The sequence below is a fragment of the Amycolatopsis sp. NPDC043887 genome (assembly GCF_056435665.1).
Map to the genome: position 1 here is coordinate 706,872 of NZ_JBWKEB010000001.1, position 21,313 is coordinate 728,184.

Annotated in this window: 16 protein-coding genes; 6 read left to right on the forward strand and 10 right to left on the reverse strand. The window is 69.7% G+C overall.

All coding sequences use genetic code 11. The features are described 5' to 3' along the window. The first annotated feature begins 22 nt into the window (after positions 1-22). The gene (locus tag AC069H_RS03540; RefSeq protein ID WP_478231220.1) at positions 23-967 is read left to right on the forward strand and encodes an Ldh family oxidoreductase; all 945 of its coding nucleotides are present in this window, start codon (positions 23-25) and stop codon (positions 965-967) included. A gap of 46 nt (positions 968-1,013) precedes the next feature. Here AC069H_RS03540 and AC069H_RS03545 read toward each other — a convergent pair whose 3' ends face one another. Continuing rightward, positions 1,014-1,232 (reverse strand): RNA-binding S4 domain-containing protein, encoded by a 219-nt coding sequence (locus AC069H_RS03545; protein ID WP_016330720.1) that lies wholly within the window; start codon positions 1,230-1,232, stop codon positions 1,014-1,016. Between the two features lie 7 nt (positions 1,233-1,239). Continuing rightward, positions 1,240-2,001, reverse strand: coding sequence for a trypsin-like serine peptidase (locus AC069H_RS03550; protein WP_478231221.1), 762 nt, complete (start codon positions 1,999-2,001; stop codon positions 1,240-1,242). 146 nt (positions 2,002-2,147) lie between these two features. On the opposite strand from AC069H_RS03550, the gene AC069H_RS03555 reads away from it, so the two are divergent. Next, positions 2,148-2,972, forward strand: coding sequence for an SDR family NAD(P)-dependent oxidoreductase (locus AC069H_RS03555; protein ID WP_478231222.1), 825 nt, complete (start codon positions 2,148-2,150; stop codon positions 2,970-2,972). A 96-nt stretch (positions 2,973-3,068) separates the two neighbouring features. Further along, on the forward strand, positions 3,069-3,728 hold the full coding sequence (locus tag AC069H_RS03560) for a hypothetical protein (protein ID WP_478231223.1): 660 nt from the start codon (positions 3,069-3,071) through the stop codon (positions 3,726-3,728). On the opposite strand, the gene AC069H_RS03565 is transcribed toward AC069H_RS03560, so the two are convergent. Beyond that, positions 3,716-4,564, reverse strand: a complete 849-nt coding sequence (locus AC069H_RS03565; RefSeq protein ID WP_478231224.1) for a LysR family transcriptional regulator — start codon at positions 4,562-4,564, stop codon at positions 3,716-3,718. The genes AC069H_RS03560 and AC069H_RS03565 overlap by 13 nt on opposite strands. 76 nt (positions 4,565-4,640) lie before the next feature. On the opposite strand from AC069H_RS03565, the gene AC069H_RS03570 reads away from it, so the two are divergent. From AC069H_RS03570 to AC069H_RS03580, 3 genes are all read left to right on the forward strand, one after another. Beyond that, on the forward strand, positions 4,641-5,357 hold the full coding sequence (locus AC069H_RS03570) for a CTP synthase C-terminal region-related (seleno)protein (RefSeq protein ID WP_478231225.1): 717 nt from the start codon (positions 4,641-4,643) through the stop codon (positions 5,355-5,357). A gap of 72 nt (positions 5,358-5,429) precedes the next feature. Continuing rightward, positions 5,430-6,692: an MFS transporter gene (locus AC069H_RS03575; RefSeq protein WP_478231226.1), complete on the forward strand. Its 1,263-nt coding sequence runs from the start codon at positions 5,430-5,432 to the stop codon at positions 6,690-6,692. A 254-nt stretch (positions 6,693-6,946) separates the two neighbouring features. Then, entirely contained in the window at positions 6,947-8,122 is a 1,176-nt protein-coding gene (locus tag AC069H_RS03580; protein ID WP_478231227.1) for a GGDEF domain-containing protein, read from the forward strand. A gap of 405 nt (positions 8,123-8,527) precedes the next feature. Here the strand turns inward: AC069H_RS03580 and AC069H_RS03585 are convergent, their stop codons facing one another. The 7 genes from AC069H_RS03585 to AC069H_RS03615 form a co-directional block, all read right to left on the reverse strand. After that, a complete protein-coding gene (locus tag AC069H_RS03585) occupies positions 8,528-13,480 on the reverse strand; it encodes an RHS repeat-associated core domain-containing protein (RefSeq protein WP_478231228.1) in 4,953 nt (1,650 codons plus the stop codon). A gap of 33 nt (positions 13,481-13,513) precedes the next feature. Next, on the reverse strand, positions 13,514-14,035 hold the full coding sequence (locus AC069H_RS03590; RefSeq protein ID WP_478231229.1) for a YbaB/EbfC family nucleoid-associated protein: 522 nt from the start codon (positions 14,033-14,035) through the stop codon (positions 13,514-13,516). Then, positions 14,032-14,361 (reverse strand): type VII secretion target, encoded by a 330-nt coding sequence (locus AC069H_RS03595; RefSeq protein ID WP_478231230.1) that lies wholly within the window; start codon positions 14,359-14,361, stop codon positions 14,032-14,034. Before AC069H_RS03595 ends, AC069H_RS03590 begins: the two co-directional genes overlap by 4 nt. Then, complete coding sequence (locus tag AC069H_RS03600; RefSeq protein ID WP_478231231.1) at positions 14,358-16,340, reverse strand: WXG100 family type VII secretion target; 1,983 nt, start codon at positions 16,338-16,340, stop codon at positions 14,358-14,360. Before AC069H_RS03600 ends, AC069H_RS03595 begins: the two co-directional genes overlap by 4 nt. Positions 16,341-16,351: 11 nt before the next feature. Next, positions 16,352-16,768 (reverse strand): hypothetical protein, encoded by a 417-nt coding sequence (locus AC069H_RS03605; protein WP_478231232.1) that lies wholly within the window; start codon positions 16,766-16,768, stop codon positions 16,352-16,354. Positions 16,769-16,799: 31 nt separating this feature from the next. Then, complete coding sequence (locus AC069H_RS03610) at positions 16,800-17,651, reverse strand: ESX secretion-associated protein EspG (RefSeq protein ID WP_340686686.1); 852 nt, start codon at positions 17,649-17,651, stop codon at positions 16,800-16,802. 591 nt (positions 17,652-18,242) lie between these two features. Then, the gene (locus AC069H_RS03615) at positions 18,243-21,170 is read right to left on the reverse strand and encodes a helix-turn-helix transcriptional regulator (protein WP_478231414.1); all 2,928 of its coding nucleotides are present in this window, start codon (positions 21,168-21,170) and stop codon (positions 18,243-18,245) included. Between the last annotated feature and the right edge of the window lie 143 nt (positions 21,171-21,313).

Sequence of the window (21,313 nt, forward strand, 5' to 3'; positions counted from 1 at the left end):
GCGGTTGGGCACCCTCGGCGGAGTGCCCCTCAGACCCCGCTCTCTTCGCCGTGCGCCCGTCGAGCCGATCCCCGAACCGGCCGAACCCTCCCCGATTCCGGAACAGGTCTGGCAGCGTGTCCCGATCGACGCCCTGATCGACCTGGTCACCGAGGTCTTCACCGCGCACGATCTGCCGTGGTCGCGCGCCAGGATGGCCGCCGAGGCGTTGTGCCATGGCGATCTCACCGGAACGCCGGAGTCCGGCGTCGCCGAGCTGACCCGGCTGCACCTGCCGATGTTGGTCGACGGCACGGTGCGGCCGAGGGCCGAACCGCTGATGATCGCCGACCGCGGCGCCGCGGCCCTGATCGACTACCGCCGCGCGCCCGGGCTGTGGGCCGTCGGCGACGCGATGGACCGGGCGGTGTCCCGGGCGGGCCGATACGGCGTCGGGCTCATGTCGGTCCGCGGCGTCGGTCCGTTCGGCCGTGCCGGGCACCATGCGGCGAGGGCGTTGCCGCACACCATGATCGGGCTCGTCATGGCGGCGGGCGGTGAGCTCGGGAGGGCCGCGAACCCGCTCGGGATGGCCGCCCCCGCGGGCGCGTACCCGGAGTTCGTCCTCGACCTCGACACCCTGGCGGATGTCGACAGCGCCGCCGTCGCCGGCTTCGCCCTGCTGGTGGAGATCTTCGCCGGGGTGCTTTCGGGCGTCGGCGACCACGATCACGACACCGGCCTGATGGTGATGGCCATCGCGCCGACGACGCTCCGCAGCGCCGACGGGTTCTACAAAGCCGCCAGCGCGCTGTTCGGCAGCCTGCTCGGCTGGGAGGGCGGCACGCCGGTCCGCTACCCGGGCTGGCGCGAGGCGCAGTACCTCGAACAGTGCCAGGCGCTGGGTGTCCCGCTGAACGAGCCGGTGCACCGCGAGCTCGAAGAACTCGCGAGGGCGTTGCGCCTGGCTCCGTTGCAGGGTCGCTAGTTTCGCGTGATCAGACGGACGACACGGCGATCGAGGGCACGCGCAGCTAGCCCAGGACGACGCGGCCGCCTTCGCCGCCGACCTCCACGACGTCGCCGTTCGTCAGCTGACGGCCGCGCCTGACCTCCACCTCGCCGTTGACCGTGACCTCTTCGGCGTCGAGGAGGTCTTTGGCGTGCGAGCCGTCTTCGGCCAGGTTGGCCAGTTTGAGGAACTGACCGAGGCGGATCGGCTCGCCGGTGATCGGGACGTCGTGGATGCTCATGGGGAGATCATCCCCGTGCGTCCATCTTCCGGTACAAGGTGGCGACGTCGGTGTCGAAGTAGCTGCTGTAGGACGTGTCCGGATCGTCCCCGCCGTACAGGTAGCCGCCGATCACGCCGACGACGGTGCCGAGTTCGGTCGCCGGGTCGGTGCCGACCACCCACGGGCCGCCGCTGGTACCGGTCGTGAAGCCGGGGCACGCGACGCGCATCTGGTAGGTGTCGGCCTGTGCGCTGGAGCCGTGGCAGACGACCGGCGCCTCTCGTTCGTCGGGATAACCGGTCAGGGTGATCGCATGGGCGAAGCCGCCGCCGGTCAGCAGCGTGTTGGCGCCTGTGATGCTTTCGAGGGGCTTCGTGGTGCCCGCCTGGTGGGCGGTCGCGAAGCCGACGTCGAGGTCCGGATCGGAGGACTCGGCCCAGCCGTCGGGAACCTGCGGATCCGAGACGTCCCAATAGCCGTAGGGCGCGACACCGTCGTGATAGCCGGGCGCGAACGAGATCCCCGTCGCGTACTGGCCGCCTTCGCCGTCGTGGAGGCAATGCGCCGCCGTGAGCAGGAGGTCGCCGGGGGCGCTGTGGACGACGCTGGCCGTGCAGAAATGCGTTCCGTCGACGAAGAGCGCGCCGATCGCCGGATTGGTCCGCGGCGCGGCGGGCGTGGCCGCCACCGTCGCGCCGGCGCCGTCGCCTTCGGTCGCGGCAGGATCCGGCACGGCGGAGCAACCGGACAGAACGACACAGAGCACGAGCAACAGGGCGCGGCGCATCGCCTTCCTTTCGCTCGTCCACGGCCGTCCGGGTTCCAGATCACCATAAGTGGTATGCGAACACAGCCCGAATCGATCAACGCACAGCAAGCTCACAGCCGTAGTATGTGTTACCTCCGGTAACAGTCGAGCGGGTTGGAGCGGGTATGAAGTCGTTCACGGACAAGGTCGTGGTGATCACGGGCGCGGGCTCGGGGATCGGCAAGGCGCTCGCGATCGAACTGGCGGGGCGGGGCGCCAGGCTGGCGCTCTCCGATGTCGACGCCGTCCGTGCGGTGGGCACCGTGGCGGAGTGCGAGAAGGCCGGCGCGACCGCGAAGGCGTACGCACTCGACGTCGCCGATCGTGACGCCGTCCTCGCGCACGCCGAGGAGGTCGCCGTCGATTTCGGGGGCGCCAACGTCGTGGTGAACAACGCCGGGGTCGCGCTCGGGGCCACGGTCGAGGAAATGACCTGGGACGACTACGACTGGCTGATGGGGATCAATCTCGGCGGCGTGGTCAACGGCACGAAAGCCTTTCTGCCGCAGGTGATCGCTTCGGGTGACGGGCATATCGTCAACCTTTCGAGCGTGTTCGGCTTCATCGGCGTGCCCACGCAGAGCGCTTACAACGCGGCGAAATTCGGGGTGCGGGGGTTCACCGAGGCGCTGCGGCAGGAAATGTTGATCGCCCGGCATCCGGTCAAGGTCAGCTGCGTGCATCCCGGTGGCATCAAGACGAATATCGCCCGTGACGCGCGGGGCGGCGTCGAGCGGGACATCGACAAAGCCGCCGAAGGATTCGAAAAGATCGCGAGGACGACGCCGGAGAAGGCCGCGCAGACCATCGTGCGCGGTATCGAACGGGGGACGGCGCGCATCCTGATCGGTCCGGACGCGTACGCCATCGACGTGATTCCCCGCGTGCTCGGCTCCTTTTACCAGCGGCCGCTCGCCCTGTTGGGGCGCTTGGGAATGAAACGGCTCTGAATGGAGTAACCCTCCGTGGTCCGGACGGCTCGGGATAACTCGATCGGGGTGCGTTACTTACGGCGGCGTCGGAAATGCACCACAATGCTCAAGTTCGTGATTCCGCTTCCGGAGGTCCCCATGCCGCGCGCCGCCCAGCGCCGTCCGTCGACCGACGCTTTCTCGGCGCCTGTCGAAACCGTCGAACTCCTGGACCGGACGGGGATCATCGCGGCGAGCCTGCCGAAGCGGCGGCGCAGCCCGGAGAACGAACCCGAGCCAGAGCCGATGCCGGTGCGTCCCCCGGTCTGCGAACCGGTCGTGGACAAGGATCTGCGGCCCAAGGCCGTCGTCATCCACCGTCGCGCCCGCTCGTGGCTGGTCGGCGGGGCGGGGGTGGCGCTGCTCGCGATCGGCTGGTTCGCCGGCACCTTCACCGTCGAGCCGGTCGACGACACCGCCTTGCCCGAGCAGCCGCTGCCCGCCGTGGCGACGCAGCAGGCGCCGCCGCCCGCGCCGCCCGCGCCGCAGGCCGCCCCGGTGACCGTCTACGTCCCGGTCACCGTGAAACAGCAAGCGCCCGTGACGAAGAAGAAGCCCGCCAAGGAGCAGGTCGTCGCCCTGCCGCCCGCCGAGACCAAACCGCCGGAGCAGCCGCGTTCCGACATCGGATCGCGGGACAAGGCGGCGGACGGTCTCCGGAGCATGATGGATCCCGTCGTGGCGAGTTCGCTGGCGATGGAGATGGCGCAAGGGATGATGAGTTACGGCCGCTGACCCGTCAGCGCGGCGGCCAGCGCGGAGCCCTCGCGGGGGTCGCCGTGCACGAGTTCGGTGCGGTGCACCACGCGCGGCGAGGACAAGGAAAGCGTGCTCACGCCGGTGAGCACGTCCGCCGGGAGCAGCGCCAATCCCTGACCGGCGGTGACCAGGCCGAGCAGCCCGCGGACGTCGGTCCCGGTGTACCGCAGCCGACCCCGGAACCCGTCGGTCGAGGCGGCCTTCCTCAAGCGCTCCAAGGGAATCGCGGTGTCCGGTGCGTCGATCCAGCCCGCGTCGGCGAGTTCGGCCAGCCGGACGGTCCGTCCCGTCATCGGATGGTCGGCGGGTACCGCGACCGCGAGCGGGCGTTCGCCGACGACGGTGGTGCTGAGCGGGCCGACGTCCGGCAGCGGCAGCGGATCGCTCGGCGCGGTCATCCCGTCGACGAGACCGAGGTCCAGTGCGCCCGCCGCGACCTCAGTCAGCACGTCTTCGCTGCCCAGGACGCGCACGTCGGTGCCGCGCGGCACGGCGGCGGCGACTTCGGCGGTGAGCGACAGCGGGGTCAGCCCGAGGACGACCCGGCCGGTGGGCGCCGCGGTGAGCCTGGCGAGATCCGCGCGGGCGGCGTCGAGCCGCGTCAGCAACGGACCGGCGTGTTCGAGGAGACGTTCCCCGGCGCGGGTCGGCGCGACGGGCCGCCGGGTCAGCAGTGTGGTGCCGAGATCCTGTTCGAGCGTGGCGATGTGCTGGGAAATCGCGGACTGCGTGTAGCCGAGGTCGCGGGCGGCGCGCGAGAACGAGCCGCCGCGCGCCACCGCCACGAAGGTGCGGAGCAAGTGGGTCTCCATGGTCATCAGTATCGCTTATCGATCCAGCATGGATCATCGTTGGCGCTGAACTCGGTTCGCGGGTCAGGATGGTCGCATGACAGAGAAAGCCCGGGTCGCCCTGGTCGGTGACCGTTCGGACGGCGTCCGCTCCCACGTCCGGATCCCGATGCTCTTCGCCCGTCTCGCCGAGCGTGACGGCATCGAACTCGACGCCTACTGGCTCCCGACGGACGCCGTCGGCGACCTCGCCGGTTTCGACGGCGTCTGGCTGGTGCCCGGCAGCCCCTACCGGTCCGAAGCCGGCGCGGTGGACGCCGTGCGCGCCGCCCGCGAGAACGGCATCCCGTTCCTCGGCACCTGCGCCGGCTTCCAGCACGCGCTGCTGGAATTCGCGCGGAACGTCTGCGGTCTCGGCGGGATCGGGCACGCGGAGAACGCGCCGGAGTCGGCCGAGCGGCTGATCGTCCCGCTGGCGTGTTCGCTCGTCGGGCACGAGGGTGCCGTCCACGTCACGCCGGACACCCTGGCGGCGCGGATCCTCAGGGCGGAACGTTCCGTTGAGCGGTACCACTGTTCGTACGGCCTCGACGCCCGGCATCTGGACACCTTGGCGGCGAACGGGGTTGTCTTCAGTGGATTCGACGGCGAGGGCGACGCGCGGATCGCGGAACTTCCGGAGCATCCGTTCTTCCTGGCGACGCTGTTCCAGCCGGAACTCGCCGGTGACGGAACCCGGCCGCATCCGCTCGTCCAGGCCTTCGCCCGCGCCGCCGTGGAACACGCGAAACTGTCTGTCCACAGTGGACACTGACGGACGTCGTGGTCCGGATGGCCGCTGACACTGCGGAAGTGATCGACTACCGTGAGCCAAGGGGAGGGGCTCATGGAGAAGGGGGATTCCGCTCGGAGCACCGCGTTCAAGGCCGCTTTCGCGGTCGGCGAGTTCCGTGTGTTGTGGGCGGCCGAGGGGCTTTCGCAGGCCGGTGACCAGCTGGCAAGGGTCGCGTTGTCGGTGCTGGTCTGGGAAAGAACGGCGTCGGCGGGGCTGACCGGGCTCACCTACGGCCTGACGTACCTGCCGACGCTGATCGGGGGCACCCTGTTCGCCGGTTTGGCGGACCGGTATCCGCGGCGGACGGTGATGATCGTCTGCGACCTGCTGCGCGCGGTGATCGCGGCGCTGATGGCCGTACCGGGAATGCCGCTCTCGGTGCTGGCCGGACTGCTCGTGATCCTGACGATGGCGGGCGGTCCCTTCCGGGCGGCGCAGCTCGCGTTGCTTCCGGACGTCCTCGAAGGCGACCGGTACGTCGCCGGGCTCGCGGTCCGCACGATCACCATCCAAACGGCACAGCTCGCCGGATTCGGTGCTGGCGGGCTGGTGATCGGGTTCGTGACGCCCTACTGGGGCCTGGTGATCGACGCGGTGACCTTTGTGGTCTCTGCGCTGCTGGTGTCCACAGGGGTTCGCCGCCGGAAGCCCGTCGCCACGGAATCTTCGGTGAAAAGCCGGGTGGCACGGGCTTTCAGTGGTGAAGGTGCCCGAGAACTGTGGCAGGGCAAGGGAATCCGGGTGCTCTTCGGGCTGAAGATGCTCGCCGGGTTCGCCATCGCGCCGGAAGGGCTCGCGGCGCCGCTCGCAGTCGGTCTCGGCGCGGGGACTTTCGCGGTCGGGCTTATTCTCGCGGCTGATCCGGTGGGTTCGGTAATCGGGTCGTGGATCTTCACGAAATGGGTTCCGGCGCGACGGAAAACGCGAATTGTCGGCATTCTCGCCATCGCATCCGTCGTTCCTTTGGTCTTTCTCTTCTTTCGCCCGTCGCTGCCGGTGTGCCTGGGGTTGATCGGGCTCAGCGGCGCCTTCGCGGCGCCGTACCACCTGCAGGCCGTCGCGTTGATGGCCCGCGCGGTGCCCGACGGTGTCCGGGCACAGGTGATGGGCCTGACCTCGACGAGTTTGGTGACCGTGCAAGGAATCGGGATCATGCTCGCGGGCGGTCTCGCCCAGTTGACCGGTCCGTTCGTGGCCGTCGGGGTGGCCGCGACGGTGGCCGTGGCCTCGGCGGGGCCGATGGCGATGGCCTGGAAACGCGCCATCGCCACCGGACCCGATGTGTGGCTCCCTGCCGGGAGCCGGACCGGCTGAATTGGTGGGATCAGTCCTCGCGACCGTTCATGATGGTCCTCCCTCCCACTGCTCCATCTGTGTGTTCCGGAATTGACTCGAGCCACCCTCAGTACTACCTCGGATACATTGAATTATGTACGGAAGGGGGACCGGTGACGATGATTATGGGGGATACGGAACTCGCCGGAGAAGGGGCCGGTACACGTCTGAGAGCCTGGGTCCGGCACTGGGACTTATGGTCCGGACCACGCGGTGTTCCCGCGGTTTTTCTTGTGGTGGAAGGACTCGCGGCGGCAGTCGCCGTAATCGTCCTGCTCCGATCGAACTACGAGACTACGGAATTCGTCCGATTTGGATCACTGCTCGGCCTCGCCATCCTGCAGGCCGAGCTTTCGCGTTCGGTGGAACGGTTACGGCGCACGCTTTGTGACCGGCCGCATATCAACATGACTTCGGTGTGGACGTTCGCGGGGGTGCTCGTCCTGCCGCAGGGGCTCGCGCTGGCCCTCGGACTGCTCATCTACCTGCATCTTTGGTTCCGGGTGTGGCGGGGGATGAGCCACCGCCCGGCGTACCGCGTGGTGTACTGCGCGGCGGCCATCGTGATCTCCTGCCTGGCGTCGGGTGCCATCGTCTCCGGGCGGAACGGCCTGCCCGTCGGGTTCGCCGGCTCGCTGAAGATCGTCGAGGCGGCGGCCGTGTTCACCGTGGTCAACGCCTTCATCGTGGCGCTCTCGGTGTACCTGCACACCGGGGCAAGGGCCCCGCGTGCGCTGTTCGGCACGGGCGACGACAACCTGCTGGAGATCACCACCCTGGTGCTCGGCACCTCGACCGCGCTGGGCATCGTGCACGCGCCGGCGCTCGTCCCGTTCGTCCTGCTGCCGGTGCTGGTGCTGCACCGCAGTGTGCTGGTGCGGCAGCTGGAGATCGCGGCGAACATCGACGGCAAGACCGGCGTCCTGAACGCGCACGCGTGGCACGCGCTGAGCGAGCGGGAACTCATGTCGGCGGCCAGGGCGAAGAGCAAATTCGGCGTGCTGATGCTCGATCTCGACCATTTCAAGCAGGTCAACGACGTCTACGGGCATCTCGCCGGCGACGTCGTGCTCAAGGCCGTCGCGAAGACGATCTCTGAGCACGTACGCGACTACGACTCCGTCGGCCGCTTCGGTGGCGAGGAGTTCGTCGTGCTGCTTCCCGGCGCGACGGAGACCGACGTGCTCCCCGTGGCCGAGCGCGTGCGGCGGGCGGTGATGGCGCTCGAGGTCGAGGTCGCGACCGCTTCGGGGCCGCGCGTCGTGCGGGGGCTTTCGGTGTCGATCGGCGCCGCGGTCTACCCGTCCGGCGGGACCGTGCTGGAACGGCTGCTGCACGTCGCCGACTCCGCGCTCTACCAGGCGAAGAACAGCGGGCGGAACCGCGTCGTCGCGCTCGCCGCCGCCTGACGACCCGCATTCAGTCCTCTGGATGCGGTCCTTGCGCGTGCAACTACCTTCTTCGTCGGCTTCGAGGGCTGACACGAGGAAATCGACAACGCCCTAAATGTCTGTCTGATGCCTATATGCGCGATTTGCCGGGTAAGGCACTGTCCATAAAGGACGCTAGTGGAGATCAAGATGCCCGATTTAGGTGCTTTGCGCGGCTTTGGGGCCGGGTCGTGAGTGATAAAGAGGGTTCTAACCCTCCTTGCCACTCACGACCCCTGGAAAATCGTACGTAAGGGCATCAATCGGGCATCAAGTCGCCAGGAAGTGTCCTCTGTGGACACATCGGGTACGAAGAAGGCCATCCGGCAGTCGCTCCACCACGACACCCTTGCCTCGCCATCCAGTTACGCGAAAACCGGGACGTCAGTCCACGTCCATCGCGTTCGGGTCCTTCTTGCCGGTGTCGAGCGGTCCGAAGCCGCCGGCGTCGAGCTTTTCCCAGTCTTCCTTGGTCGGCTTCTTGTACGTCTCTTCGTGGATCCGATCGACTTCCTGCTCGTAGGTCTCGCGGTTCTGCCGCTTCATCTCCTCGGGCCAGTCCCCGTCCCGGATGGTGTCCCGGGTCATGTGCAGTTCCTTGACGTCGTGGCTGGACAGCGGCGGGGTGGTCGCGGTCGTACCGGGGCCGGTCGAGTAGGTGAGGCCCTTGCCGCTGGCGTGCGCGTCGTCGATCATCTTGTGGTAGGAGTCGTCCGCGATCTTGCCGTCGAGGGTGCCGTCGGTGTTCTTGAACCCGTCCCGGAAGGCGTAGTCGAGCTGGTTGAGCTGGATCGCGGTGTTCGGGTCGCCGCCTTCCAGTGCGTTGCGCTCGGAGTCGCGGTACTCCTGGCTGTTCTTGAAGCCGCTCGGGTTCGCCGAACCTTCCGTCAGGTCCTGGTCGCCCTTGTTACCGGTACCGATATGCGACTTGTGCGCGGGTTTGGCCTCCTGATACGCCCAAGCGTGGTTTTCCAGGTCCTTCTGGTCGTGGCTCGAACCCCGCGCGCCGCCACTGCCGCGGCCGATCGCCTCGTAGGGGATCGGGTGCTCGGACTCGTGGGACTGCCCGGAGACCTTCTCCCGGCCGTCGGCCTTGAGTTCGTTGTCGTACTTCGCCGTGAGCCGGTTCTGCTCACGGTTCTTCGCGCCGTGCGTGCCGTCGAGGTAGCTCTGCGGCGGACGCCGCGGCTTCTTCGGCCCAGGCGTCGGCTTCGGCTTGGTGACCCGGTTGCCCGGCGATTTCGTCTTGCCGCCGCCACCGCGGGTCCCCTTGCCGCAGGTGCCCGTTTTCGGTTTCGTCGGCGCCAGGCCGAGCGGGTCGATCATGTCCGTCGGGTTGCCGACGTAGGCCAGCGAATCCGACGCCGGTTCGAGGCCGAGCGGGTCGTGCGAGAGGTACCGCCCGGTGGCCGGGTCGTAGTAGCGCTTGAAGTTGTAGTGCAGCCCGGTTTCCGGGTCGTGGTACTGGCCGGGGAACCGCAATGGCGTGTACGCCCGCCCCGGCGGCGAGAGCACCTTGCCCCACAGCGAGGTGTGCAGATGCCAGGCGACATCGCCGGATTCGTCGAGCAGTTCGCTCGGTGATCCGACGAGGTCGGTGACGACGGCGTGGAACCGGGCGTCCTGTCCGGGGATCCGTTCGATCTGCGTGATCGGCCGGTCCGTGCCCGGCTCCAGGTCCCAGACGACGGCGGTGCCGCCGCGGATCTCTTCGGCGAGCTTCGAACCGTCCCAAGTGAAGTCGATCTGTTCGAGGATCCGGCCTTGGACGTCGAGGTGCTGCTTGGCGATCCGCCGTCCGAGCGCGTCGTAGTGGTAGAGCCAGCGCTCGCCTTCGGGGGTGACCACGCCGGTCAGCCGGTCGTCGGAATTCCACTGGTACGTCCAGGCACGGCCGGGTTCGCGGCGCGCGATCGTACGGCCTTCGGTGTCGTGCAGGTACGACGTCGCCCCGGCGCCGGTCATCAGGGTGCCCTGGTAACGCCGCGGTCCGACGGCCGGATCCGCACCCGGCCAGCCCGCCTGCGTGATCGCGCCCGCGAGGTTGTAGCCGTAACTCTCCCGCCAGCCCTGACCCTGGACGTCGACCACGCGGCCCGCCCGGTCGACTCGCAGCGACCGCGGCCCGGACAGCGAATCCGAGATCGACGAGACGAGCCCGTCCAGCAGGTAGCCGTACTCGCGGTGCTGGACGACACCCCTGCCGGTGGAGACGGTCTGGGAGGTCAGCCTGTCGGCGGCGTCCCAGCCTTGGCGCAGCTCGACCGGCGTGCCCTCCAGCCGCCGCGACACTTCCCGGCCTGCCGGGTCGTACTCGAACCACATGGTGCGCCCGGCGGTCCGCAGCGCGACGGGGCGGCTTGCCGCGTCGTAGGCGAAGAACGACTCGGCGCCCGAAGGGGTGCGCCGCGCGACGCGACGGCCGATGGCGTCGTATTCCGAGCGGACTGCCCGGCCGTTGAGGGTTTCCGAGACGATCCGGCCCAGCGCGTCGTAGGTGATGGTGACTTCGGAATGCGCGTTGCGTGCCGAGGTCATCCGGTCGGCGCCGTCGTAGGTGAACGTGGCGACGTCGTCGCCCGCCCGGCGGGCGACGACCCGGCCGAGCGCGTCGCGTTCGATGACGACCGTCTGGCCGAGACTGTTGGTACGCGACACCATCCGCCCGGCGGCGTCGTAGCCGTAGCGGGTGGTGCGACCGTTGAAATCGGTCTCGCCGACCAGGTTCCCGGCCGGGTCGTAGTCGTAGCGCCAGACGAGACCGTGTTCGTTGGTGACCGACACCAGTCGCAGCTCGGTGTCGTACACATAGGACAGTCGATCGCCGTCCGGGCCGATTTCGGCGGTGGGCAGGTCGAACTGCGAGTACTCGGTGCGCACCGCGAGCCCGCGGGCGTCCACGGCTTCGTCGGCCGAACCCGCCGTGGTGCGGTTCCAGCGCCAGACGGAGCCGTCGGGGTCGATCTGCTCGGCGATCTCGCCGAAGCCGTCCCACTTCGTCCGGGTGACGCCGCCGAGCGGGTCGGTGACCGAGGTGGTCTGCCCGAACTCGTCGTAGGTGTACCGCGTGACCGCGCCGAGCGGGTCGGTGACGGAGACCGGCAGGCCCGCCGCGTTCGACTCGATCAGGGTGACGCCACCGAGCGCGTCGGTCACGACCGCGACGTTGCCCGCGTCGTCGTAGCCGTAGGTGGTGGTGGCGCCGGTCGGATCCGTGGCAAGCACGAGCTTTCCCCGCTCGTCGTACTCGCGGCGCCAGACGGCGCCGTCCGGCCCGGTCCTGCTGGTCCAGCGGCCCGGCGCGGAGTACTCGGCGAGCGCGCGGCCGCCGTCCGGCTGCAGCACGGTGACGACGTTCCCGTCATCGTCCATCTCCCACCGCGTGGTGCGGCCCAAGGCGTCGGTGCGGCTGAGCAGCTTGCCGAAGCGGTCGATTTCGGACCGCGTGGTGTTGCCCAGCGGATCGGTCTCCGCGACGATCCGGTGCAGATCGTCGAGCTGATACCGGGTGACGTGCCCGAGCGAGTTCGTGACCGAGGTGACCAGGTTTTCCCGGTCGTACTCGATGTCGACGTCGAGGAAGCCGCCGGTGCCCTGCGCTCGCACGACGCGGCCTTCGGAGTCGAAGCCGTATCCGTACCAACGCCCGTTGACGTCCTCCCAGCGCACGATCCGGCCTTCGGCGTCGTAGGTGAACCGCAGGGGCTGACCGGTGACGTCGGCGATCTCGACCAGGCGGCGCCGCTCGTCGTACCGGTAGCTCCGCAGCGCGGTTTCCGCGCCGGGCAGCCGAAGGGCCGTGACGAGTCCGTCCTTCGACTCGACGAGCAGGCGGTAGCCCGCGGAGTGTTCCAGCTCGCGGGGGACGCCGTTGTCGTCGTAGTGCACGGAGATCCGGTGACCGTCGCCGTCCACGATCGCGCGCAGGGGAAGGCTGTCCCCGGGGCCGGAGAAGAACAGCATTCCGTCCGGAGTGGTCACTCCGTAGCCATCGTCCACTTTGGACAAGGGGAGCCGCTGCCCGGATTCCGGGAGGACAGGGCGGCCGGAAAGCGGTACGGGGTAAGAAAGAAGCGTCCCGTCGGCGAGCGCGAGGTGCAGGCCGTCGTCCTCGATCTCGATCCGCTGGTCCACAGTGGACGCCCAGGATGAGCCGAAGAACCGGCCGAGACGGTACGACGAGAGATGCGTCCGCGACACGGTCAGCGGGAGGACGCCGGCGAACACGACGTCGTCCTGCGTCAGCATCATCGAGCCGGTCGCGACGTCGATCGGGTCGCCGCAGCCGCCGCGGTCCTTGGGCGGGACGCGGTCCCCCGGGGTGGTTTCGTTGTCCTTGATCCGGTTGTTCGTCTCGGGTTTCGGGGCGCCGCGGTCCTTGGGCGGCGGAGGCGGCGAGCCGGACGGCGTGGTCGATCCGTCCGGGGTCTCGTTCTTCGGCGGAGGCGGCGGATCCGACTTCACCGGCGGTGGATCGCTCTTCGGCGGCGCGCCGGACGGTGTCGTGCCGTCGCCGTCGGGGCTGCTCTTGGGCGTCGTGCCCTCGTCCAGCTTGTTCGGCTTCGGCGCGGGCGCGCCCTTGCCCGGCTGGAGCTTCCTCAGCGCCTTCGCCGCGCTGTCGAACAGGTCGTCCGCTCGCTTCAGCAGCGGCATCAGTGCCTGGAGCGCCTTGACGGTCTTCTTCGTCAGGTTCGCGATCTTGCTCGCGGTCTTCGCCACGGCGTTGACCACCTGCGGGACCACCCAGGTCAGGCCGATGCCGAGTGTGAACAGCACCTGGAGCGCCCAGCTGATCAGATGCCCGATCAGCTCGGCGATGATGTCGCGCACCAGCGCGCGGATGGCGGCGACGACCTCACCCGCCGTCTTCACCCCGCTGGAGGCGCCTTCGCACCCCGCCTTCGCCGACTCCAGCAGCGTGACCGTGTCCTTGGCCTGGGCACGGTAGGCGTCGGCCGAGACCCCGGTCCAGCTCTGCAGATCGGCGGAGACCATCCCGGCCAGATCCGCGCCGACGTCACCGAGTTCGGTCGCGATGTTCATCCAGGTCTCGGCGTTCGCGGCGATCTCGTCGGCGTTGCCGGTGAGCGCGTCGAGCGCTTCCTTGAGCGGGCCGACGTGCTCCATCAGCCAGCCGACGCCGTTCGCGAGGATCGCGCCGAAAGGGTCCATGGCCATCGACAGCGCGTCGAGCGCGGTCCCGACCGCGCCCAGCGCCACCGACGCCCAGTCGCCGCTTTCGATGGCCGATTTCAGCTCGAACGCCGACTCCAGCAGTGACGAGCCGGTGTACGCCTTCGTCGAGTCCTTTACGTCGGCGACAAGCGGGTTACCCACGGCGACCTTCCTCGTGTTTCAAGGACGAGGACCTCACCAGGGCGAGTTTTCCTCGTCGTCCGGCGCTTCGTGACGCTTCTCGCGAGGCGCTTGCGGCGGGGGCGGCGTGTCGGCGGACGACGCCGGGGGAGCGGGCGGGTCCGAAGACTCTTCCTCTTCGATCTCGGGGAAGCGGCTGCGCAGGGTGCCGATCATCAGCGCCCTGGTCTCCTGGTCCTCGTCGCCGAGCGATTCCTGCATGACCTCGGCGACCTGGCCCGCGATCCCGGACTGCGCCTTGTGCATGGTCTGGAGGATCTGCCGCGACAGTTCCTCCAGCGGATAGGTCCTGGCCTTGTTCCCGAACTCGATGTCCGTCACGCCGCCGTCGGCCCCGACGGTGATCTTGACGGCGCCGTCGGAGCTGGACGCGGTCAGCCGCAGCTGCTCCGTCCGCTCCTGCGCGGCCGCGTAACGCTGGGCCTTCTCTTCCAGCCCCGCGGCCCATCGGTCCATTTTGCGCTGGGCCTCGTCGGGGTCCAGCATGAGCTCGCCGAGCTCGTTCCCGCCGGTCACTGCTTTCCTCCGATGTCCAAGGCCTTGAAGTCCGCCTTGAACGGTTCCGCGTTGGTCTTGTCACCGTCTACATAGGACTTGGCCGCGGTGCGGACGTTGTTCGCCGTGGACTGGATGCCTTCGGCGGCCGCCTTGATCGTCTCCGCCGCGCGTTCGCCCGCCGGGTTGACGATCGGCGGCAGGAACGCGCACAGCAGGCCGTACGCGTCCGAAGACATCGCCGAACCGGTCGCGCCGTGCGCGGTGTTCAGCCGGTCGACGAGCCCTTCGAGATGGCTCGCGTGCGCGGTCAGGTCGTCCGGATCGACCTCGAACGAGGCGGTCACTTCCAGTCCTTGTTCTTCCAGTCGCCGATCACCGGCGGCGCCACGACCTCGTCGGCGGCGAAGAAGGACGGGTCGTCGGACTCGACGTAGTCGGCGACCTTGTGCTCCTTGTCCTCCTGGCCCTGTCCCTTGCCGGCACCGGGGGCCATGCCGCCCATCGGGGCCATGCCGCCGGGCGTACCCGGCTTGCCACCGGAGCCCGCCGCACGGGCCGCGGCCGCCTCGGCGTCCATCGCGCCCGCGCCGACGGCGCCGCCCATGCCGAGCGAGCCCGTCGCCCGTCCGGCCCCGCCGAGACCTCCGCCGCCCGCGCCACCGGCACCGCCCGTGCCGGCACCGCCACCGCCACCGCCGAAGCTGCTGGTGCCACCGGTGCCGCCACCGCCGGGGATGTTCGGCATGCCGAGCTTGGGCGCGTTGTACGGCGTGCCCTTGTAGGAGTTGCCGTCCGGGAACGAGGGGCCGGTGAGCCGTTCGCCGATACCGCCGGGACGCGGCATCGGCGGGATGTTCGGCATGACCGGCCTCGGCCCGCCGCTGTTGGGCCCGTTCGGGACGGGGATGTTCGGCGGCGTGAACGGAAGACCGCCACCGGGCCGCGGGCCGCCGCTCTCCGGGATGGGGATGTTCGGCGGGGTGAACGACGGCGGGGTGACGGACGGCGGGGTGTAGCCCGTGGTCCGCGTGCCGTCGTCGATCTTGGGCATGTCCGGGAGGTGGGGGCTCGTCGACGCCGCGGGCTTGTAGGTCTCGCCGCCGGTCGGCCCGTTCGGGATGCCGATGTTGGGCATGGTCGGGCTGGAGCCGGGGCCGCCGCTACCGGGACCGCCACCGCCGGGGAAGCCACCGGGGCCTCCGCCCGGACCACCACCGGGGCCGCCGCCCGGTCCGCCGTTCGGCGAGCTGAACGGCGACACGCCGCCAGGACCACCGGCCCCGCCCTGCGGCGTGCCGTCCATCGAAGCGACGAGGCCGTCCGGGCGCGTACGGTCCGAGGCGGCGTTGAAGGGGCTGAGCTGCCCGTCGGCGCCTTCGGGCGACATCCGGTCGCGAAGCGTGCCGGCGGGCGAACCCGCGCCACCGCCGGCGGGGCTGCCTTGGAGCTGTCTGGTCGCCGTCGCCAGCTTCGGCGGGGCGGGGAACGCCGGGGTGGCGATCGCCGAGCCGACCGTGGTGTCGAACTCGGTCATCACCTTCGCGGCCTGGTCCCGCGCGTCCTGCTGCTTCTTGAAGGTGGTGAGGTCCTTCCCGAGCTGTGCCATGTACACGTACGGGTCGGTGATCTTCTGCAGGTTGGCGTTGGCCTCCTGCACGTTGAACGCCACCGGCGGGTTCGCCGCCATCTGCTTCTGCGTCTCGTTGAGCGTCTGCGAGTGGATCTGCTGCTGCCGTCCGGCCAGCGTCGCGCCGTTCGCGGTCGAGCCGAGCCATTTGCCGACACCGGCGAGGTGCTCGCGGGCCGCGTCGCCGCCCTCGCCCTCCCAGTTGGCCGTGCTCGCGCTGATCGCCTTCGCCAGGTTGCGCTGATGCGAGGCCAGGTCGTTGCCCGCCCGGATCCACTCCTCGGAGGTCTCGGCCACCGCGGCCGGATCCGCGTTGTCCGCGATCGCGGTCTGCATCTGTTCGTGGGTGGCGTTCGCCCAGATCGTGGACGGCGGCTCGCCGGGTTTGCGGATGTCCAGGTTCTTGTCGAGACCCTCGCGCGCCTTCTCCAGCTGCCCCTCGTACATCTTCTGCGTGAACATGTCCTTGAAGCCGTTGAGCGCCTTGTCACCCCAGCCGAGGATGTTGAAGAGAAGGTCCGTCCCGGCCGAGGCCCCGGCCCGGATCTCGTCGCCGGAGGCGGCCTTGTCCGCCAGCGGCCCGACGTAGTAGTCGGACGACGAGTCGGCGGTCGGGTCGTAGTGCGAGTCGAGCTTGTTGTAGTCGGGCGAGTTCGGGTCGGAGACCTTCGCCGTCTTCTCCTCGGATTCGGTCACGGGTCTCTCCTTCAGATCTCGGTGTCGATCTGCTTCAGGTCGCGCTGGTTCTGGGTGTCGCGTTCCCGGTAGTTCCGCTGGGCGAGTTCGATCGCCTCGATGTAAGTCGGGAACTCGGCGCGAGCGGCCTGGAGCTGGGTGAGCAGACCTTGAGCGTCGGTCGCGGTGCCGTGCATGTGCTCGGACACCCAGCGGGCGGTCGCGGTGGAGCTCATCGGCGGCGACTTCTGAAGTTTGGTCAGCGCGCTCCAGCGCTCTTCGAGGCTGTCGATCACGCCCTGGAGTGAACGGATCATCTCCTGGCCGGTGGTCTCGTCGACGGCGAAGCCACCTTGCACCGCCATGCGCTTCAGCTGCGTGCCCGAGAGCGCGACCTGCGCGGGGGCAAACGCCGCCGCCGGCTTCAGTTCTTGTGCTTCCTCGGTCAACGGAGGGTCCTCTCGCCGGGTTCAGGAGGGGTCAGTAGATGTCCGCGATGGCGTCCCGGATCGCGTTCGCCACGCCCGACTGACTGGCCGGGTCGTAGTGACCGATCACGGCGCCGGAGGCTTCGTCGGTCTCGGTCCAGACCAGGTACCGGCCGTCTTCGGTGTCGAGCCAGCTCAACGGTGTCGACCGGAGCCGTTCGCCGCGGCGGCCGATACCGCTCACGATGATGTACCCGCCGCCGAGGCGGGTCCCGGACAGCACCTTCTCCAAGACCTCGACGTCGCTCTCGTCGCTGCGCGGTGCCGGGGCCTCCGGCCGGGCGCGGACGACGCCGGTGAACTGGAGGTTGCCGAACGCGTCGGTCTCTTCCTCGTCGAACTCGGCTTCGGCCTGGCGGCGCGCGGCCATCGCGGAGACGGCGCGCTCCTCCTTCTGCACGATCGTGCGGCGGCCGGTCGACGCGGGGCGCATCCGCGGCAGCACCCCGGAGAGGACCTCGACCAGCTCTTCGTCGGAGAAGAGCGCGAACTGCAGGAGGTCTTCGCCGTGGGCCTGCGTGATGCCGAGCGCCTGCCTGCCATCGGTGAGCGCGAGGACGGCGATGTCCTGGCCGATACCGTCGATACCGTTGATCGAAACGGTGATCCGGTGGTTCCCGAGCAGCGCGAACGCGGTGCGGACGGCCTGGTTCAGCTCGCCGTCGATCGACAGGCGGCGCCGTTCGAGATCGGTGTAGACCTTCCGGACGATCGCGGCGTACCGCTCCGGGTCGATCGAAGTGTTCTGGACGCGCAAGGGAAACAAGCGGGCATCGACGCCAAGCGCCCGCCCGACCACTGTCGCCTCGACCGTCCCCAGCGCGAAATCGGCTCGCTCAGCCATGCTTCTGCGCTACTCCCTCACGGGGTCGGGCCCCGACTTTGTTAATGGCCAAAACAAACTAGCACAGCGCATGAACCTACGGAACCATACGCACACCGCTGAACCCGATGGAATGGATCACCGTGCCCGATCGGGCACTTTTCTTGCCCCTAAAGGAATAACGGTCCCGGTGACCGGCCTGCTCAGCTGGTCGCCCGGCGGGTGTGGGCTCGTACGGGCCGGGGGTGCCGCGAAGGCCGCTTTCGCGACGTCTGATGCCCCGAAAGTGGCTTTCGCGACACCCCCGGGGCCTCGTCACAGTGGCATGACGCTTCTCGACTGTCCACAAGGGACATTTCCGGGCCGGTCGGTCCGTGAAGGCCTCCTTCGTTACCTTGAAGGTAGGGATGGAGGCCTTCGCCACCTTGGCGACCGCCACGCGCGCCCCACCTGCATCAACAGGCACAACGGCCGCGCGTGAAGGCCCCCTTCCCTCGGCTCAGCCGAAGAAACTCGGCCTTCACACCCTGCCCAGCACATGAAGGCTCCTTCCTTGCGCCTAGGTACAGGAAGGGGGCCTTCATGTACCTCAGGCGGAGAGCAAGACCCTGGCTACCGGTCCGCCGAAGCGGGCGCGTAGGTCGTCATCCGGCGGGCCACGTCCGTCCGCGAGCGAGCCCCGAGTTTCCTCAGGACTTTGGCGACGTGCTGTTCGACCGTACGCGGCGAAAGGAACAACCCGTCCGCTATCTCCCGGTTCGTCCGTCCGTCGGAAAGCATTCGCGCGACCTCGAGTTCGCGGGGTGAGAGCTCCTGGCCGTAGCCGCGCCGTCCGCGCTGTGAGGGGGCCCACGCGCCGTGTTCCCGCAGCTGGTGGCGGCAGCGGCCGGCGTCCCTGGTCGCGCCGAGCCGCTCGTAGGCCTCCGCGGCCGCCGCGAGCTCCTCGATCGCCTTGCGGTCGCCCGCGGTGTGACGACCCGCGTTGAGCCGGGACAGGGCCGCCCGCTCCCGGGCGCCGATCGCCTGATACGGCATCGGCAGCGCCTCGTAGCCCGCCGCCGCCTCGTCGAAAACCGTTGCCGCGGCGGGATGTTTGCCGCGCGCGTCGAGCAGGATCGCCTGGCCGGCGAGCAGCGCGACCCGGGAGACCGGCGAGTCCTTGCCGTCGATCCCGCGGGCGAATTCCTCGACCACGGCGTCCGCCTCCGACCAGCGCCCCGCCCGCGTGTAGGCCTCGGCCGCGGCGGGGACCAGCGCCGCCGCCCACACCCAGACACCCTTGCGCCGGGCCGCCGCGACGGCGTTGTCGGCCGCCGCGCACGCGCCGTCGACGTCGTCCGTCGCGAGGAGCACCCTGATCAGGACCCCCGCGGCCGAGAGGACGACGGGGATGGGCCCGTGTTCCGGGGCGTGGACGCCCGCCGCGGCCAGATGTCGTTGCGCGGCGGCGAATTCCCCGCGAACGGCGGACAACCCGCCGAGGACGAGCGAGCACTCCATGACGATCGGGCCGAGGTCGGGATAGGCGTCGCGCAGCTGTTCGGTGGCCTCCGCGAGGCCGGACCAGTCGCCGCGCACCCAGTCGAGCCGGACGCGGGTGCCCTGCGCGAGCCCGGCGGCGTAGAGCGCGCCGGCGTCGGTCGCGCGGCGGATCCCTTCCGAGACCAGTTTTTCCGCTCTGGCCAGATGGCCTGCCCAGGACTGCGCGTCGGCGAGGTTGCACCACAGCCGCGCCAGCTGGACCCGCTCGGCGACCCCGCTGCCCTGGTCCGGCAGCTCGGTGAACTCGGTCCAGGCCGACCCGTCGCCGATATGCGCCTGGGTGGAGATCCGGTCGCCGAGGAGTGCGAGCCGCAGTTCCGGGTCTTCGATCCGGCCGAAGACCTCGCGTGCCCGCTCCATCCAGACCTCGTGCCAGGACAACGGGGTCAGCCCGTCGATCGGCTGGGCGAGCAGGTTGATCCCGCGGGCGGCCAGCTCCGGCTCGTCGACCAGTTCGGTGATCGCCTTCTCCACCTCGACCCGGCCGCGGCCGAGGCGCCCGATCGTGCGGACCAGCAGCATCCCGAGGCTGAGCCGGATCGTCCCGCGCACGCTCGGGCGCAGGCCGGTGAGGTCTTCGAGGATTCGCTCCAGTGTCTCGATGACGTCCGGGCGGAACCCGCGCAGCGCGACCTGGCTGAGCTTCGTGGCCAGCCGGGCGATGTCGTCCTCGCCGAGCCCCGCCTCGGCGAGCACGGACTGGAGCAGGTCGATGGCCCGTGACGTGTCGCCGTGGGCGATGGCCTCGTCGGCGGCGGCTTCGGCGTAGTGGCGCCACTGTTCGGCCCGCCCCGCCGCGCGCGAGTGGTTCGCCAGCAGGGTGAGCGGCGGGACCGGCTGACCGGCGAGCACCTGGATGGCGCGCGAATGCAGCAGGGTGCGCTCCGGGCCGCTCACCGTGTCGTAAACGGCCTTGCGGGACAACGGATGCCGGAAGCCGTAGCGGTCGCCGCCGAGTTCGCCGAGGACACCGCCATCCAAAGTGGACAAAAGGGCCGCGCGGAGCGCGTCGCCGTCGAGGCAGGCGAGTTCGCCGATCACCGCGGGCTCGGACGGGACGGCGAGCACCGCCGCCGCGCGGGCCAGCCGGACGGCGGGCTCGGGCAGCGCTTCGAGCCGTTCGGTGATGGCCTCGCGCAGGGAGACCGGGACCTCGAGGCTTTCCAGCAGCCGGTCGCTCAGCACCTCCCCGATCGGCAGGCGGCCGGCCGCGTCGCGCAGCGCCCGCAGGGTCTCCTCGACCACGAACGGGATCCCGGCGGTGCTTTCGTGGAGCTTCGCGGTGAACGGCGCGGAGACCCGCGGCAGGTCCAGCAGTTCCTCGGCCAGCTTCCCGACGGCTTCGACGTCGAGCGGGCCCAGCGTCACGCGGGCGGTCTGGACGTTCGGCGGGGTGCGGAACGGGATCCCCGCGCTTCCGTGTCCCGACGGCGAGCCGGTCCGGTACGCCGCGACGACGGCCAGTTCGGGGGGCATGGCCGCGGCGAGGAACCGCATGAGGTCACGGGTGCCTTCGTCGGCCCACTGGAGGTCGTCGATCAGGACGAGCGCGGGCCCGCAGGCGATCAGGACCTCGCGGACGGCGCGGAACTGGCGGTGCCGTTCGGCGCACGGGTCGGCGAGTGGTTCCGGTTGGGGCGGAAGGCTTTCCGCCAGTTCGGGCAACAAGGGTCTCAGCACCCCGGCCACCGGGCTGAGTGGACCGAGCGGCCGGTCGCCCGCCGAACGCAGCGCTTCGAGCACCGGTCCGAACGGGAACGGCTCGCGCATCGGCTGGCAGGCTCCCGAGAGCACCCGGCCCGCCGCGAACTCACGGCGTCCGGCCAGCTCTGCGAGCAGCCTGCTGCGGCCCATCCCGGGTTCGCCTTCGATCAGCACGGCGGCGGGACGGCGCAGCAGGATCTTCACGATCGCCGAGACCTCGACGTCGCGGCCCACGAGCGCCGTCGATCCGGCGCGGACCGAAACCGAGGTCGGGCGAGGGGTGGCAAGCCACATCATGCGCTCCTCGGTGGGGAGTTCCCGCTGAGCCCGACACGATCTCGTGCGTTGTCCTGCGGAGCCTAAGCACTGCCCACCGGGTCGTAAACCACCCAACACGGACACCCCGGGCACCCCCTGAGGCCGTTCGTGGACGCAGC